The following is a 16,590-nucleotide window of genomic DNA, read 5'->3' as shown; positions in this document are numbered from 1 at the left end:
CCGATGCCACTTCTCGAACGACCACTGCGCTCTCTGGAAGAGCTCGGCACCCAACTCTCCTTCTACGGACGTTCGCTGGCCTGGACCGGCCGCACCGTGCGCCGCTACAAGAAGGAGGTCCTGCGGCTGCTGGCCGAGGTGAGCTTCGGCCGCGGCGCCCTCGCCGTCGTGGGCGGCACGGTCGGCGTGATCGCCTTCCTGTCGTTCTTCACCGGCACGGAGGTGGGCCTGCAGGGGTACGCCGCGCTCAATCAGCTCGGCACCTCCAACTTCGTGGCGTTCCTCTCGGCGTACTTCAACACCCGCGAGATCGCCCCGCTGGTGGCCGGGCTCGCGCTTTCCGCGACCGTCGGCGCCGGTTTCACCGCTCAGCTCGGCGCGATGCGGATCAGCGAGGAGACCGACGCCCTCGAAGTCATGGGTGTCCCCTCGCTGCCGTTCCTGGTGACCACCAGGATGATCGCCGGCTTCGTCGCCGTCATCCCGCTGTACGTCATCGGCCTGTTGTCCTCGTACCTCGCCGCACGCACCATCACCACGGGCTACTACGGGCAGTCGGCGGGCACCTACGACCACTACTTCCAGCAGTATCTGCCGCCGGTCGACGTGCTGTGGTCCTTCGGAAAGGTGCTCGTCTTCGCCGTCCTGATCATCCTGGTGCACTGCTTCTACGGCTACTACGCGAGCGGCGGCCCGGCGGGCGTCGGTGTCGCCGTGGGCCGCGCCGTGCGGACGTCGATCGTCGCGATCAACGTCCTGGACTTCTTCCTGTCGCTGGCGATCTGGGGCGCCAACACGACCGTACGGATTGCGGGGTGAGCCGGATGAGGGTGCTGAGACTACGGCTGTACGGCGTCGTGTTCATCGCCGTACTCGCCCTGCTGCTGTCCCTGTCCGTGGCCGTCTACCAGCAGGCGTTCACCCCGGCCGTACGGATCAAGCTGGAGGCCGACACCCTCGGCAACCAGCTCGATCCGCGCGCCGACGTCAAGCTGCGCGGGCTGCTGGTCGGCGAGGTCCGCGATGTGCACACCGACGGGACGAAGGCGACGCTCGACATCGCACTCAAGCCGGAGTACGTCGCACACATCCCGTCCGACGTGCACGCGCGCCTGCTGCCCAAGACGCTGTTCGGCGAGAAGTACGTCGACCTGGTCGCGCCCGTGCATTCCACGGCTCGCCCCATCCGCGCCGGGGACCTGATCACTCAGGACCGTACCCGCGTCGGCATCGAGCTCCAGCAGCTGATGAACGACCTGCTGCCGCTGCTGCGGACCGTGCAGCCCGGCAAGCTCAACGCCACGCTCTCGGCGTTCGCCACCGCCCTCGAAGGACGCGGCGACCGGATCGGCGACAACCTCACCCGCGTGGAGGACTATCTGCACCGCCTCAATCCTCATCTGCCGTCCCTCACTGAGGACTTCGCCCGCCTGGCCGACGTCGCCGAGGTGTACGGCGACGCGGCTCCCGACCTGCTGGACATCCTGCGCAACACCGTCACGACCAGCCGCACCCTGGTCGAGCAGCGCGGCCGGCTCGCATCCGCGCTCACCACCACGGCGACCGCCGCCGGCACCGCGGAGGACTTCCTGGACGCGAACGGTGACCGGCTGATCACCCTCGGTCGGGTCTCCCGCCCCACGCTCGACCTCTTCGCCCGCTACTCGCCCGAGTACCCCTGCCTCCTGGCCGGCCTGGTCCGCGAGGAACAGGCCTCCGAGCAGGCGTTCCGGGGCGGCAAGATGCACATCACGCTCGAGGTGGTACGGCAGCAGGGGGCGTACGAGCCCGGTGAGGAGCCCCGCTACGACGACCGCTCGGGGCCGAACTGCCGCGACCTGCCCCATCCCCCGGTGCCCGCGCCCGGAGTTCACCTCAACGACGGTTCGCGAAAGGGGAGTTCCACCGGTCCGCTCGGCGTGTCCGCCACCCGGGCCGAGCAACGCGCCGTCGGCTCACTGGTGGCGCCCGTCATGGGTGTGCCCGCCGATGAGGTGCCACCGGTCGCGACGCTGCTGTTCGGGCCGATGGCTCGCGGGACGGCGGTGAGCGTCGCATGAGGACATCCAGTGCCCGCCAGACCGCCGCTCCGCTGATCAAGTTCAGCCTTTTCGCGCTGGTGACGATCCTGGCGACGGCCCTGCTCGCCGCCACCATCGTCAACGTCTCCCTCACGCCCGAGCACACCTACCGCGCGGTGTTCGCCGATGTCACCGGCCTGGAGAAAGGTGACGACATCCGGGTGGCCGGGGTGCGGGCCGGCGAAGTCGAGGACATCCAGATCAAGGACCGGACACTGGCCGAGGTCACCTTCACCGTCACCGCGGACCGTCCGCTGCTGAACAGCACCGGCGCCGTCATCCGCTACCGGAACCTGGTCGGACAGCGTTATGTCGCCCTGACCGAGGGGGTGGGAGACGGCACCCGGCTGAAGCCGGGAGCCACGATCCCGCTGTCGCGCACCCAGCCGGCGCTCGACCTCAACGCACTACTGAACGGCTTCAAGCCACTGTTCGCTGCGCTCAGCCCGCAGGACGTCAACCAGCTCGCGACCGAGATCATCCGCACGCTGCAGGGCGAGGGCGGCACCGTCAACAGCCTGCTGGTGCACACGGCCTCGCTCACCACGACGCTCGCCGGCCGGGACAAACTGATCGGCTCGGTGATCGACAACCTCAACACCGTGCTGGAGACGCTGGACAAGCGAGGCGCCCGCTTCTCCGGGCTGCTGAAGCAGCTGCGCCGGCTGATCTCCGGGCTGTCCGCCGATCGCAAACCCATCGGTCAGTCACTGGTGAGCATCGGCGACCTGACGGACGCCACCTCGGGACTGCTGAAGGACGCGCGTCCGCCGCTGAAGGACGACATCACCGAGCTGACCGATCTCACCGGAACGCTGAACAAGAACGACAAGACCGTGGAGGGCGTGCTGAAGCGGCTGCCGAACAAGCTCAACGAGCTGACGGGGACGGCGTCCTACGGCTCGTGGTTCAACTTCTACCTGTGCGACTTCGACGGCCGGATCGTGCTGCCGAAGACGAAGCAGGTGCTCACTCCCGAGCTGCATGTGGCGAGGGCGAGGTGCGGCGCATGATGAAGCACGTCCGCACGCGCCGCCCGGAGCCGCTGGTCAAGGTCCGCATCGACCCGCCCAAGCTCCCGAAAGTACGGCTCCTGCCGCGCCGCGCGTCGCGCCCCCGCAGCCCGGAACCACTGATCAAGGTCCGCATCGAGCCGCCGCGGCTTCCCCGTATCCGGGTACGCCGCCCGCGCCTGGCCCCGTTCCGTATGGCGGCACGACCCAGCGGTGGCCGGGCGAGCAACCCGGTGGTGATCGGGGCCGTCGGCCTCACCACGCTCGCGCTGCTGACCGTGGCCGCCTTCAACGTCGACAGCCTGCCGCTGATCGGCGACGGCGACACATACAGCGCCGCCTTCTCGGAGGCGGGCGGCCTCAAGCCCGGCGACGAGGTGCGTATCGCCGGAGTCAAGGTCGGCAAGGTCGAGGACGTCGATCTGGAGGGAGACCACGTCAAGATCACCTTCAAGATCAAAGGCCGTCCCGAGTTCGGCACCGAGACCGGCGCCTCCATCCGGATCAAGACGATCCTCGGCGCCAAATACCTGGCACTGCACCCCAAGGGACCCGGTCAGCTGAAACCCGGCAGCGAGATTCCGCTGCGGAGGACGGTCCCGGCGTACGACGTCGTGCAGGCGTTCAGCGATCTCACGACCACCACGGAGCAGGTCGACACCGACCGGCTGGCAAAAGCCCTGGACACCATCTCCACCACCTTCCAGGACTCCCCCGCCGAGGTACGGGCGTCCATCAAGGGCCTGTCCAAGATCTCCCGGACGGTGGCCTCACGAGACAAGGCACTCGGCGAACTCCTCGATCACGCGAACGGTGTCACAGGCGTACTGGCCGAGCACACCGAGGACTTCACCGCACTGGTCAAGGACGGCGACCAGCTGTTCAAGGAGATCAGCAAACGGCGCCAGGCGATCCACAAGCTGCTGAAGAGCTCCGCCGCGCTCGGCATCGAACTGTCCGGCCTGGTCGAGGACAACAACAAGGAGATCGGGCCGGCGCTCAAGGGCCTCAACCGTGTGGTCGAAATGCTCGAACGCAATCAGTCGAGCCTCGACCGGAGCGTCGAGCTGCTCGCCCCGTACGTCCGGCTCTTCACCAACACCCTGGGCAACGGCCGCTGGTTCGACTCCTACATCCAGAACCTGGTCGCCGCTCCGGTGGTGCCGCGCACGGGAGGCTCGCAGTGAACACCCTGAAGAGGCGTGTGGCCGTGGTCATCGCACTCGCCCTCGTCGCCGCGCTCACCTACGTGCTGTGGCCACGCTCCGAGTCCGTGCATGTCACCGTGTACTTCCCGCGCACCGTCGGCATCTATCCCGGCTCGGACGTCCGCGTCCTCGGCGTCCGGATCGGCGAGGTCCAGAAGATCACGCCGGAGGGCCAGCGGGTCCGGGTGGAGCTGGAGTATGGCGCGGGCCGCAGGGTCCCGGCCGACGCCCAGGCCGCGATCATCAACTCCTCCGTGGTCAGCGACCGTTACGTGCAGCTGCTGCCGGTCTACCGCCATGGTCCGACCATGCGGAGCGGTGACGTCATCCCCGAGACGCGGACGGCCGTACCGGTCGAGCTGGACCGGATCTTCGACAGTCTGCACACCACCGCCGACGCGCTCGGCCCCAAGGGCGCCAACAAGGACGGCTCACTGTCGCGGCTGCTCGGGGTGAGCGCGGACAACCTCGGCGGCCAAGGCGAGAACCTCCATCGCGCGGTCGAGGACCTCTCGCAGGCCGTCACCACCCTGTCCGACGGGCGCACGGACCTCTTCGGCACGGTACGGAACCTGCAGGTCTTCACGGCGGCACTGGCCGCCGACGACCAGAGCGTGCGGTCGTTCAACACGAGCCTCGCCAAGGTCGCCGGGCAGCTCGCGGGCGAACGCAAGGATCTCGCGGACGCGCTGCTGAATCTGGGGACGGCGCTCGGTGACGTGTCCGACTTCGTGAAGAAGAACAAGAAGTCGCTGACCTCGAACGTGACGGGCCTGAGCAAGGTGACCAAGGTACTCGTCACCCAACGGGCCGCACTGGACGAGCTGTTGAAGGTCGCCCCCACAGGTCTGTCGAACCTGAACAACGCCTACAACCCGTCCGCAGGCACCCTCGACACCCGCAACAACCCCGACCGGCCTCAGGACCCGGCCTCACTGCTGTGCTCCGTACTGAGGACGGCCGGCGACGAAGGCGGCAAGAACCCCGACTGCAAGGAGCTGAAGAAGCTCTTCGACTCCCTGCCGAAGGTGCCTCGGGGATCCGCGGTGACAGGCACGGTCGACCGGACGCTCGGCGGAATCCTGGGGGCGAGCGCATGAACGCACTGCGCAAGGGCGGGGCGGTCGCCTGGGCGGCCCTCGGCTCGCTGCTGCTGTCCGGCTGCGAGTTCAACGGCTGGTACGACGTCCCGCTGCCCGGTGGAGCCGCCGACGACGGCCACGCCTACCACGTCACCGTCGAGTTCCGCGACGTCCTCGACCTGGTGCCGCAGTCGGCGGTGAAGGTCGACAACGTGACCGTGGGCGCCGTGGAGAAGGTGGAGCTGGACGGCTGGCACGCGCGGGTACGGCTGAGGGTCGCCGACTCGGTGAGGCTGCCCGCCAACACGGTCGCCGAACTGCGGCAGACCAGCATGCTCGGCGAGAAGTACGTCGCGCTCTCCGCCCCGTCGGGCACGGCCGCCGTGGGCCGGCTCGGCGACGGCGACCGCATCCCGCTCTCCCGCAGCGGCCGCAACCCGGAGATCGAGGAGGTGCTGTCCGCACTCTCCGCGCTCCTCAACGGCGGCGGAGTGGCCCAGCTCAAGACGATCACCGTGGAGCTCAACAAGGCCCTGGAGGGCCGCGAGAACCGGGTCAGGTCGCTGCTCGGAGAGCTGAACACCTTCATCGGCGGTCTGGACGACCAGCGTAAGGACATCGTCCGCGCCCTCAAGGCCGTGGACCGACTCGCCAAGCGGCTCGGGAAGGAGAAGAAGACGATCGCCCGGGCCGTCGACACAATGCCGCCCGCCCTGAAGGTCCTCGCCGACCAACGGCGCGATCTGACGAGGATGCTCACCGCCCTGTCGAAGCTGGGCACGACGGGCACCAAAGTGGTCGAGGCGTCACACGACGACACGGTGGCGAACCTCAAGAAGCTGCGGCCGATCCTGCAGCAGCTGAACAAGTCGGGCGACGATCTACCCAACTCTCTGGAACTACTGACCACTTATCCCTTCCCGCGCAACGCGGTGGACGCCATCAAGGGCGACTACGTCAACCTCGACATCACCGCCGATCTCGATCTGTCGGACCTCTACGAGAACCAGACGGGCGGGTCCGGCAAGCCGGGCGAGGGAAACGGCGGTTCCCAGCAGCCCGGGACTCCCGACCTGCCGAAGCTCCCGGACGTGCCGTCCGTCCCGACGCCCACCGCGCTGCCGAGCCCGCCCGGTCTGCCGTCCCCCTCGGTGTCCTCGGCCCCGTCAGGCAGGGGCGGGCCGCTGTGCCCGCCGGTGTGCACCAGCAGCTACACCACCCGAGGCGCGCTGCCCGACGGGATAGATCTCGCGCTCGCGGAGCTGATGCTGAAGGGGGTTCAGCCGTGATCACACGTACGGTCAAGGCCCAACTGCTCGCCTTCGCCACCGTCACCGCCGTCGGAGTGTCCTACGTCGGCGCCGAGTACACCGGCCTGATGGACGACGTCCTGGGCAGCGGCTACACGGTGCGGGCGGACTTCGCCGACTCCGGGGGAATCTTCCCGGGTGCCGAAGTCACCTACCGCGGGGTGCCGGTGGGCCGGGTCGGCGCGCTGCGGCTGACCGGATCCGGCGGCATCTCGGTCTCCCTCGACATCGAGGACGGCGCGCCGAGCATCCCGGCGGACACCCTCGCCGTGGTGGCGAACCGTTCGGCGGTGGGCGAGCAGTACGTCGATCTGCAGCCGCGCACGTCCAACGGCCCGTACCTGCTCGACGGCAGCGCCATCCCGCGCGGCAGCACCCGCGTACCGTTGCCCACGACGGACCTGGTCCTCAGTCTGGACCGACTGGTGAACTCGGTGGGCAAGGACGATCTGCGGGTCACCGTCGACGAGTTGGGCAGGGCCTTCTCCGGCACCGGACCGAATTTGAGCCGGCTGGTGGACTCGGGCAACGCGCTCGTCGCGTCGGCGTCCGACTCGCTGCCCCAGACGATCTCGCTCATCGAGGACTCGCGGAAGGTTCTGAAGACGCAGGCCGACCAGGGCTCCTCCATCAAGTCGTTCGCGCACGACCTGGCGGTGCTCACCGCGCAGCTGAAGTCGAGCGACGGGGACCTGCGCAAGCTGATCGGCAACGCGACGCCGGCCGCTCAACAGGTGAATTCGCTGCTGAAGTCCACCGGGCCCCGGCTGTCGGTCCTGCTGGCCAACCTGATCAGCGGCGGCCAGGTCACACTGGCGCACCTGCCGGGCGTGGAGCAGGCGCTCGTCACCTTCCCGGCCCTGGTCTCGGGCAGTTACACCGTCGTCCCGGGCGACGGCACCACCCATTTCGGCATGGTGGTCAACGCCGACGACCCGCCGCCGTGCACCCAGGGATACGGGACGGCGCGCCGTGACCCCGCGGACACCAGCACCCGCGAGGCGAACACCGACGCGCACTGCACAGCCCCGCGCGGGAGCGGCACGTCGGTACGGGGCGCACAGAACGCCCCCGGCCCGACGGCGGCTGCCGGCGGCGCAAACCAGGCGGCGTACGTCGCGCCGTACGACCCGGAGACCGGCACCGCCACCGGCCCGGACGGAAGGCCTGTCGAGATCGGCTCGACGGGCGGCCAACAGGCGGTCTTCGGAAAGGAGTCGTGGCAATGGCTGCTCGTCGGACCGATGGCATGAGCAGGGCCCTGTCGGGCAGGGCCGGGTCGGTGGGGCTCGTCCTGGCGACCGTCCTCACGACCGCGTTGACGATCTGGCTGAGCCTCGGGCTCTACGACCAGAGCGAGGCGGGGCAGCGGCGGCAGGACATCCTGGCCGCGGCTCGCCAGTCGGCGCTGAATTTCACCTCGCTCGACTATCGGCACTACGACCGGGACAGCGCGAACGTCCTCGAGGGCGCCACCGGCGACTTCAAGAAGCAGTTCGCCGCACAGACCGAGGAGCTGACCAGGCTCGTCGCCGAGAACAAATCCGTGTCCGAGGGCCAGGTCCTCGAAGCGGGCATCGTACGGTCCGACGAACACTCGGCCCGTGTCCTGGTGGTCGCCGACAGCAAGGTGACCAACACCGCCGCGCCCAAGGGACAGGCGCGCACGTACCGGCTGCAGCTCGACCTGGTGTACCGGAACGGCCGCTGGCTGACCTCCGACGTCGAGTTCGTCGGCTGACCCCGCCCTCCGTCCCCCCGCCCTCCCCGACCTGCGAGACATGAGGAGTAAGTCCGTGGCGAAGACGACCACCCGAGGCCGCGGCTCCGGTTCCGGCACCCGGCGCACCATGACCGCGGCCGCACGCGCGGCGGCCAAGCGCGCGGAGCGCGGCAACCGCGAACCGGGACCGACGACCATCGACGAGACCGTCCCGGGGCGGCCCGAAGCGCACGACGCCGGACGCACCGTGCTCATCGAGCCCCCGAAGCACGGCTGGGACGACCCGCCTGAGCCCTCGCCGGAGTCCTTCGGGAAGGAAGATGCCCTGCGGGAGGAAGACAAGCCCGGCCCCGACTCACCGACACGCCACGCTCTGCGGCGACTGCTCACCGCGGTCCTGTGCGTCCTGCTCTTGGCGGGCCTGATCGCGACTGCCGTGCTCGGGTGGCGCTACCGGGAAGGGGTGAAGGCCGAACAGGCACGAGGGAAGGTACTCGCGGCCGCGCAACAGGCGGCGCCTGTCGTGCTGTCGTACGACTACCGGCATCTGTCCCGCGATTTCGCCGCGGCGCGTGCCCGGCTCACCGGGCACTTCCGTGACGAGTACCGCAAGACCACGACGACGGTGGTCGGCCCGACGGCCAGGAAGTACCACGGGGTCGTGAAAGCAACGGTGGCGACGCCGACCGCCGGCCCTCCCGCAGCCTCAGTGATCTCGGCATCGGCGGACCGAGCGGTGGTCCTCCTCTTCGTCAACCAGCTGACCACCAGCACCCAGGTCTCGGGCTCCCGCATGGACCTGAATCGGGTACGGATGACACTGACGCGAACGTCCGACGGGTGGAAGGTGAGCGCCGTCGACGCACTGTGACATGTGTGGGGGCCTGATGACGCCGTCAGGCGTCATCGGCAGCCACTTGTTTGAGGAATTGTTCAACCTCGCTGGCGACGCTCGGTTTCGCATTCGACGCACGGGGCCCCAGTCCCGTAGAGCCCTCGTGCACTCCAAGCCCGCCTACCCAGACATAGCCGAACGACGACTCCCCGTCGATGCCTGCACTGACCTGGATGTCCAGCCGCTTGAGCTCTGCAGCGGTCGCCGCGATGTAGAGAGTCGCGGTCACCCGTCGCTGTGGATAGAGGTTGAAGCCATGGATGGGATCGGCGCTGTACCGATCGACAAAGGCGCCGCGGCCATCGCGACCGACGCGAACATCGAAGTGGTGCGGATGCGAGTGCAGATCGATCTCGAAGTGCTCGCCACCCCGGTTCTCGAACGTCACCCGGAAGCTGACGTACTTCAGCCCCTTGGCGGCATCGTCGCGGCCACGGGGCGGTTCGGCCTTCTTGAGGCCGTGCACACGCACCCGCAGGCCGGCCCACTCCTCCGACTGGTACTCCTGCCAGTCGCCTATGACATTCGGTACGTCCATGCCCCCGCCCTTCACGACCACATCCACGTTGACGTCAGCCTAGAGCGAGCATGATCGCCCCACTGTGACGGAGCTAACGCGGCACGCCTCCGGCTGTCCGGCGGCGAGCGCGCTCAGTACCGAGTCCGGCCGATGCGCGGGGCATCAGCCCAGTGCAACCTCGCCCGCGTGGACGGCACGCAGGGCGCGCCCGACGGTCTCCTGGTTCTCACCCACCGGAGCCACATAGTCGAGGACCTCACGCGCGGCATCCTCCCCGAGCGTTCGGGTGATCACCCACGTGGCGAGGTACTGAGACGCCAGGCAACCGCCCGCCGTAGCGATGTTCCCCTCTGCGTGGAACGGCGCGTCCAGAACGGTGACGTCGCAGGCTTCGACAAAGGGCCGGCTCTTCATGTCCGTGCACGCGGGCATGCCCTCCAGCAACCCGAGCCGGGCGAGCACCAGCGCGCCGGAGCACTGCGCACCGATCAGCTGTCGGGAAGGGTCGAGCGGGAGCCTGGAGATCAGCCGGTCGTCGGCGACCACGTCTCGCGTCTTCACCCCGCTTCCGACCAGCACGACGTCGGCTTCCGTCACGAACTCCATCGGGCGCTGCCCGGTTACCTCGACGCCGTTCATGGAAGTGACCACCGGGGCCGGGGTCGTGATGAAGGCGTCCCTTCGGCATCGATTGATCAGCGCGGAGGCGATGAAGCTGTCGAGCTCGTTGAATCCGTCAAAGGTGACCACGGCTACCTGCATGGCGTCTCCTCCCGGTACGGCACTGGGCGTGCAGTTTCTCAGGTGCGCTGTGAGCAGGTCGCAGGCCAATCGGTGATCGGTGGCTCAAGTGTGAGCCCCGAGGCTGCCGATTGCTTGAAGTTGCTCTAAACACGCGGATATGATGCACAAACAATCATCCACTCCATCTGACTGCGCAGCGTTCAACAGCTCTCCTCTGCCGGCCCCTTGGCATCCTGACCTCGGAGGACCCATGCCTCTCGCAGCCATCGGCCCACTTCTCGCCGCGGCGGCCGCGGAGCGGAGCGCCATCGCGGCATTCGATGTCGTCACCCTCGAACACGTCCAGGCTGTTGTCGAAGGTGCCGAGGCCGTAGGCGCGCCGGTGATCGTGCAGATCAGCGAGGCCGTCGTGGATCACCACGGAGGGCGGCTGCCGCCGCTGGCCCTGGCCGCCGCGGATACGGCACGCGCCGCCGCCGTGCCGGTGGCGCTCCATCTCGACCGGGTACGTCGAACCGCACTGCTCGCCCAGGCAGTGCACTGCGGGTTCGGTTCGATCACGTATGACGCGGCCCGGCTGCCGTACCCCGAGCAGGTCGCCATCACCCGCGACGTGGTGGCCTGGGCGCATGAGCAAGGGCTTTACGTAGAAGCGGAATTGGGCTGCGACTCGCCCACGGAACCGGAGGCGGCCCGGCTGTTCGCCGCTGCCACCGGGGTGGACTCGCTGGCAGTGGCCCTGCCCGCGACGCACGGGAGAGGGTCGTACGAGGTGGGCGGGCACGGCCGTTCAGCCGTGCCCCGACACCTCGATCATCAACTGCTCGCCGAGTTGCGTGCCGTCCTCGCGACACCACTCGTGCTGCGCGACTCGGCGGGGCTGTCCGAGGAGGAGCTGAGGACCGCAGCCCACCGTGGCATCGCCAAGATCGCAGCCGGCTCCGCACTCGACCTCGCGATGACGGAGGCGGTACGAACCCGTTTCCTGGCCGACGAGGTTGCCGGCCCATCCGACTGGCTCGCCGACGGCCGGCGGGCCATGGCGGCAGCCGTCGCCCGGTTCATCGGCGTCCTCGGCACGAAGGACGGCACCCCGGTGCCGGCGGTCCGCGCCTGATCACCGCCACGTGGCGCGGACGCCCCGGACCGACTCCCGCTCACACGCACATCCATCACATGTCCCAGCACGTCTCTTTCTCGATCGAGAGGAGTTCCCGTGCTCCACCCCCCATACGTCCGACACCTGCGCCGGCACCGCGCCATCCTGACCGCCTTGGCGGCGGCGCTGTTGTGTCTGCCGCCGACCGCCGTCACGGCAGCGCACGCCTCCCCCGCCGCCACCTCCGGCGACGGCCGACCGCTCGCGCTCACTCCGCCCATGGGCTGGAACGACTGGGCCCACTACCAATGCGATGTCACCGAGCAGACCGTCACCGCCAACGCCGACGCCTTGGTCGCCACCGGCCTCGCGGCCAAGGGCTACGACACGGTGACCGTGGACGACTGCTGGATGACCAAGTCCCGTGACACGAACGGCACCTTGGTGGCCGACCCGGTGAAGTTCCCGCACGGCATGGCCTGGCTCGGATCGTATCTGCACGCGCGCGGGCTCAAGTTCGGCATCTACGAGGACGCCGGATCGTCGACCTGCGGCGGTTACCCCGGCAGCGGCCGGCCACAGGGCGGCGGACCCGACCACTTCGCCAAGGACGCGGCCTCGTTCGCCGACTGGGGCGTGGACTACCTCAAACTGGACGGCTGCAACGTGTACGTGGCCCCGGGCCGGACACAGGAACAGGCGTACAAGCAAGCGTACGACGACCAGGCGGCCGCGCTGCGGGCCTCCGGCCGGGACATCGTGTTCTCCGAGTCGGCGCCCGCCTATTTCCAAACAGGCGAGTGGGGCAACAGCACCTGGTTCGACGTGTTGTCGTGGGTGGGCGCCGACGGCCAGCTGTGGCGGGAGGGCGCCGACATCGCCACATACGATCCCGCGCGGCCGAACGCCAGTCGGTGGTCCAGCGTGCTCGGGAACTACGGCTACAACCGATGGATCGGCCGCTATGCCGCACCCGGGAAGTGGAACGACCCGGACTTCCTGATCGCGGGCGCCGGCGGGCTCACCGACGACGAGTCGCGCAGCCAGGTCGCCCTGTGGTCGATGATGGCCGCCCCGATGATCCTCTCCTCGGACGTCAACCGCCTCACTCCTGCCGCGCGGTCGGCGCTCGGTAACACGGACCTGATCGCCCTCGACCAGGACCCGCTCGGCCGGCAGGCGGGCGTGGTCTCCACCGACGGCAGCACCGATGTGCTGGCCCGGCCGCTGGCGGGCGGCGACCGCGCCGTGGCCGTCCTCAACCGCGGCTCCTCCGCCCGCACGATCACCACGCCGCTCGCCGACATCGGACTGCCGGGCTGCACGGTGACCGCCCGGGATCTGTGGACCGGGACGCGCTCGACCGTCGGCAGCGCGCTGACCGCGACCGTTCCCGCGCACGGAACCGCCATCTGGCGACTCACCCCGGGCCGCGACTGCGGCGCTGCGGTGCCCACCGGGCAGCTCACCGGCAACGGCGCCAAGTGCGCGGACGTGACCCGCAGCGGAACCGTCGACGGCACTCAGGTGATCCTCTACACCTGCACCGGAAACCCCAACCAACGCTGGACGGCCGCTGCCGACCGTACGCTGCGCTCGCTCGGCAAGTGCCTGACGGCCGGCGGCACCACCGCCGGCAGCCCCGCCGTCCTTTCCACGTGCACCGGCGCGCCCGCTCAGGTCTGGACGGCCAAGCCGGACGGCACCCTCGTCAACGCGGCCTCGTCGCTCTGCCTCGACGTGGAGGGCGGCGGCACCGCCGACCTCACGAGACTCGTCACCTGGAGCTGCGGCCACCTGCAGGCCAACCAGGTCTGGGCGATCCCCAACTGATCACGCCATGACGGACCGGCTGCCGCGAACCTGAGGTGCGCGGCAGCCGCTCCTTTGATGTGCGCGGACGTCGGCAGCCGCCGGTGATGGCGGGCTGTTCGCGCGACCAGCGTTGGCTGCCGGGTGGGGTGGGCCACGAAAGCGACAGGTGGACGCGCAACGGCATCGGGCCTAGGGCTGCAGCCACTTCTGGTTGTTGCCGCCGTTGCAGTCCCAGATGATCAGCTGGGTGCCGTTCGCCGAACTGGACCCCGGGTCGTCCAGGCACCGCCCGGACTGCGCACCCTTCACGCTCCCGTTCGGTTGCGGCACCCATTGCTGGTTGGGGCCGCCGTTGCAGTCCCAGAGCTGGACGAGGGTGCCGTTGGCCGTGCCCTGGCCGGCGACGTCAAGGCACTTGTCCTCGTGGCCGCTCAGGCGCAGTGTTTCGCCGACCCAGTGCCAGACCTGAGCGGGGCTGCCATTGCAGTCCCACAACTGGATGTGTGTGCCGTTCTGTGTGCCGCCGGCGTTGTCGTCGAGGCACTTGCCCGGCGCGCCGTCCACGAACGCGTAGATCGGGCCGGTGCGCGCCGTCGGTGTGCCTCCTGCTGTCACCGAGAAGTTGTCGAACTGGGCGTTCTGGTAGCCGCCCACTCCCAGGCCCGGCTGTCCGTAGGTGTAGTACGAGTCGGACACGCCTCCGACTGACCTGCCGTCGATCTGTGCGCTGAGCTGTGAGCCCTGCACAGTCAAGGCGATCCTGTGCCAGCTGTTGGTACCCAGCCGGGCCGTGCTGCCGCTGGTCAGGGTGGTCCAGTTCTGCTTGGTGTCACTCTTGAGAATCGACCAGTCGCCACTGTCGGTGACTTGCAGATGGTACGCGTTGAAGCCGTTGTTGTTCCTGCCCTGCTGGTTGAACCGGCCCAGGAGTTCGACGGTGCCGGACTGCTCGAACAGCGCGTCAGCCGAGACCGTGTAGTTGCTCCACGTGCTTTCTCCCACGACCGTGTAAGGGCTGTTGTGGGACTCGCCCGTCCAGCGGACCGGTTCGCCCAGGGCCACCTGACGCAGGCAGGAGCCGCCGCGCCCGCCGCCGCACGCCGTGGTCTGGAAGGCGCCGTTCATGTCGGTGAAGTACTTCGGTGACGTGGTGGTGGCACTGGAGTCGAAGTCGTCGGAGTACGGCAGCGACAACGCCTGCGGGGTGGGCGAGACCGTGTTGCCCTTACCCCCTCCGGAAACCGTCGTGACGGTGTAGACGTATCCGGGATCGAGAGTGAGGGTGAACCGGCCGCCGGAGGTCGTGTCCGGCTTGCGGACGAACCAGTCGCTGGAATTTCCCGATTTCACGTTGGTGGCCCAGACGTGGGCCGCGGACGTGGACAGCCCGCCCGTGATGGTGAACGTCGCCGTCTGCGCCGCGGTCGCGTCCATGGTCTCGATGACGGTGGTGTAGTCGGAGCTGTTGGCGGACTTCAGCGAGACATAGCTGCCGTTGCCGCGGTCCCCGCCGAGATACCCGGTGGCGGAGTCGACGTAGCGCCAGCCCGGCTGCGTGAACTGCGTGGTGTGCGCGGTGACCCAGGTCGTCAAGCCGATGTGATACGCGCCGGACCACGGCTGGTTGGCTATGGCCATGCCGTCGTTGGAGAAGTACAGGTTCGGATACAGCGCGGCGACGACCGGCCAGTTGAAGAACGCGGTCATCCTGCCGTCGATGTAGTCCCGGTTGACGGCGCGTGCGACGGCGGCGGCACCGAAGTCGGTGTCCTCCGAACCGTTCTCACTGGCCCACAGCTGCTTGCCGAGCCGCTGGGCGGTACTCAGGCCGGTCGATCCGTCGTTGCACGACTTGTACTCGCCGAGGTAGCCGCAGGGATAGTGGGCGCCGACGATGTCGACGGCGGAGTTGAAGGCCGGGTCCGAGGCCATGGCGTTGGCCACGTTCCAGTTGTCGTCGGCGGCCACGATCCTGGTCGATCCGTAACCGTTGTCGTTCAGCGCGCTCCGCAGCTTTTTGTACCAGGCCGCGTCATAACCTCGCTCGTTCCAGCCGCCGAGGTAGTCGATGGGCAGACCCTTGCTCCTGGCGCAACCCATCCAGTCCATCAGGTACTTGATCGCCTTGTCGCTCCAGAAGGTACGGTTCGCCGACGCGGTCCAGCTCGGCGCGCCCCAGGACAACGCGGCGAACTTGATGGCAGGGTTGCGTTGACGAGCCTGCTCCGCGATCCACCACTCATACCCCTGGCCGCAGTCGACTGTGCCCTCTGTGTGTTCGTGGCTGGCTTCCGCGCCGTCGGTGGAGTTGGTGTCACCCCCGATCTCAAGCTTGAGCAACTGCAGCGACGCCCCGTACCCCGGTTTGAACAGGTAGTCCAGGATCTGGCCGCGCTGCGGCTCGGGGTAGTCGGCCAACAGCCGGGAGTTCCCGCCGCCGCCGGATATCGCGCCGACGCCGTCGAACTCCCGGCCCGGTTTGGTGCCGTCCACAGCGATCGTGGTCTCGGTCGCGGCCTGCGCCTGATGGGCTGCGCCGAAGCCGAACAGCGTACCCATGAGCAGGGCGAGCGGCAGGAGAAGTCTTGTTCGGTACCGTAATTTCCAGGTCATGCGATCTCCTAGAACGCACATGTGTTCCGGGTCAACAGAGGCCTTGGGCTCGTCTGCACCGGGCCCGCGGCACGCTGGTTCTGATTTGTTCGAGCGTGTGCGGATTCGTTGAAGGACCGTAGGGACGGAGGGTGCGTTCGTCAACGGTTCCGGCCGGATGCTTCATGCAGCTGTCCGAAATGCCACACAGCCACGCCCGACTTCCCCTGCAACGGCCGTATCAGGTGGGCAAGTTTGTTTTCCCGCCGCACGATCGACACCGCATGACGACTCAAGTTCGAACAGGATGAAACAGTAGATCAAAGCCGTCTTCCGCACTGCGTGTCATGCGTGGGCTGCCCGGGCTTCGCGACGAGTACGCCTTCCGGCCCTGGCTGGTCACGGTGACGATGAACCAGATCCTCGGACACCGCCAGTCGGCCTCCGCGTCGGAGCGTGTCCTCCAGGAACCCGACGCCGTGGCCGACCCGGGCGCCGACTTCGTGAA

14 protein-coding genes are annotated in these 16,590 nt (G+C 68.5%); 11 read left to right on the top strand and 3 right to left on the bottom strand.

Annotated features, from left to right (window positions below; translation table 11 throughout):
* Nucleotides 1-3: 3 nt before the first annotated feature.
* From Q8A52_RS15465 to Q8A52_RS15425, 9 genes are all read left to right on the top strand, one after another.
* On the top strand, nucleotides 4-819 hold the full coding sequence (locus Q8A52_RS15465) for an MlaE family ABC transporter permease (protein ID WP_316752246.1): 816 nt from the start codon (nucleotides 4-6) through the stop codon (nucleotides 817-819).
* A 5-nt stretch (nucleotides 820-824) separates the two neighbouring features.
* Nucleotides 825-2,060: an MCE family protein gene (locus Q8A52_RS15460; protein WP_316752244.1), complete on the top strand. Its 1,236-nt coding sequence runs from the start codon at nucleotides 825-827 to the stop codon at nucleotides 2,058-2,060.
* Complete coding sequence (locus tag Q8A52_RS15455) at nucleotides 2,057-3,094, top strand: MlaD family protein (protein ID WP_316752242.1); 1,038 nt, start codon at nucleotides 2,057-2,059, stop codon at nucleotides 3,092-3,094. Before Q8A52_RS15460 ends, Q8A52_RS15455 begins: the two co-directional genes overlap by 4 nt.
* 194 nt (nucleotides 3,095-3,288) lie before the next feature.
* A complete protein-coding gene (locus Q8A52_RS15450; protein WP_316752559.1) occupies nucleotides 3,289-4,281 on the top strand; it encodes an MCE family protein in 993 nt (330 codons plus the stop codon).
* Nucleotides 4,278-5,402, top strand: coding sequence for an MCE family protein (locus Q8A52_RS15445; RefSeq protein ID WP_316752240.1), 1,125 nt, complete (start codon nucleotides 4,278-4,280; stop codon nucleotides 5,400-5,402). Before Q8A52_RS15450 ends, Q8A52_RS15445 begins: the two co-directional genes overlap by 4 nt.
* Nucleotides 5,399-6,673 (top strand): MCE family protein, encoded by a 1,275-nt coding sequence (locus Q8A52_RS15440; protein ID WP_316752238.1) that lies wholly within the window; start codon nucleotides 5,399-5,401, stop codon nucleotides 6,671-6,673. The genes Q8A52_RS15445 and Q8A52_RS15440 overlap by 4 nt, the downstream gene beginning before the upstream one ends.
* Entirely contained in the window at nucleotides 6,670-7,947 is a 1,278-nt protein-coding gene (locus Q8A52_RS15435; protein ID WP_316752236.1) for an MlaD family protein, read from the top strand. The genes Q8A52_RS15440 and Q8A52_RS15435 overlap by 4 nt, the downstream gene beginning before the upstream one ends.
* The gene (locus Q8A52_RS15430) at nucleotides 7,920-8,435 is read left to right on the top strand and encodes a hypothetical protein (protein ID WP_408649204.1); all 516 of its coding nucleotides are present in this window, start codon (nucleotides 7,920-7,922) and stop codon (nucleotides 8,433-8,435) included. The genes Q8A52_RS15435 and Q8A52_RS15430 overlap by 28 nt, the downstream gene beginning before the upstream one ends.
* A gap of 55 nt (nucleotides 8,436-8,490) precedes the next feature.
* Nucleotides 8,491-9,288, top strand: coding sequence for a hypothetical protein (locus Q8A52_RS15425; protein ID WP_316752232.1), 798 nt, complete (start codon nucleotides 8,491-8,493; stop codon nucleotides 9,286-9,288).
* Nucleotides 9,289-9,313: 25 nt separating this feature from the next.
* Here Q8A52_RS15425 and Q8A52_RS15420 read toward each other — a convergent pair whose 3' ends face one another.
* Both Q8A52_RS15420 and Q8A52_RS15415 read right to left on the bottom strand, forming a co-directional pair.
* On the bottom strand, nucleotides 9,314-9,850 hold the full coding sequence (locus Q8A52_RS15420; RefSeq protein WP_316752230.1) for a hypothetical protein: 537 nt from the start codon (nucleotides 9,848-9,850) through the stop codon (nucleotides 9,314-9,316).
* A 144-nt stretch (nucleotides 9,851-9,994) separates the two neighbouring features.
* Entirely contained in the window at nucleotides 9,995-10,594 is a 600-nt protein-coding gene (locus tag Q8A52_RS15415; RefSeq protein WP_316752558.1) for a DJ-1/PfpI family protein, read from the bottom strand.
* Nucleotides 10,595-10,826: 232 nt separating this feature from the next.
* Between Q8A52_RS15415 and Q8A52_RS15410 the strand changes: the two genes are divergently transcribed.
* Entirely contained in the window at nucleotides 10,827-11,693 is an 867-nt protein-coding gene (locus Q8A52_RS15410) for a class II fructose-bisphosphate aldolase (protein WP_316752226.1), read from the top strand.
* Between the two features lie 99 nt (nucleotides 11,694-11,792).
* Nucleotides 11,793-13,508: a ricin-type beta-trefoil lectin domain protein gene (locus tag Q8A52_RS15405; RefSeq protein ID WP_316752224.1), complete on the top strand. Its 1,716-nt coding sequence runs from the start codon at nucleotides 11,793-11,795 to the stop codon at nucleotides 13,506-13,508.
* Between the two features lie 171 nt (nucleotides 13,509-13,679).
* Here the strand turns inward: Q8A52_RS15405 and Q8A52_RS15400 are convergent, their stop codons facing one another.
* The gene (locus Q8A52_RS15400) at nucleotides 13,680-16,103 is read right to left on the bottom strand and encodes a ricin-type beta-trefoil lectin domain protein (protein ID WP_316752222.1); all 2,424 of its coding nucleotides are present in this window, start codon (nucleotides 16,101-16,103) and stop codon (nucleotides 13,680-13,682) included.
* Nucleotides 16,104-16,590: the final 487 nt, after the last annotated feature.

Origin of the sequence: Streptomyces herbicida, from assembly GCF_032656585.1 — a bacterium.
Taxonomy (GTDB): domain Bacteria; phylum Actinomycetota; class Actinomycetes; order Streptomycetales; family Streptomycetaceae; genus Streptomyces; species Streptomyces herbicida.
The sequence above is the reverse complement of the archived record's forward strand: the minus strand, read 5'-3'. Positions and strand labels throughout refer to the sequence as shown.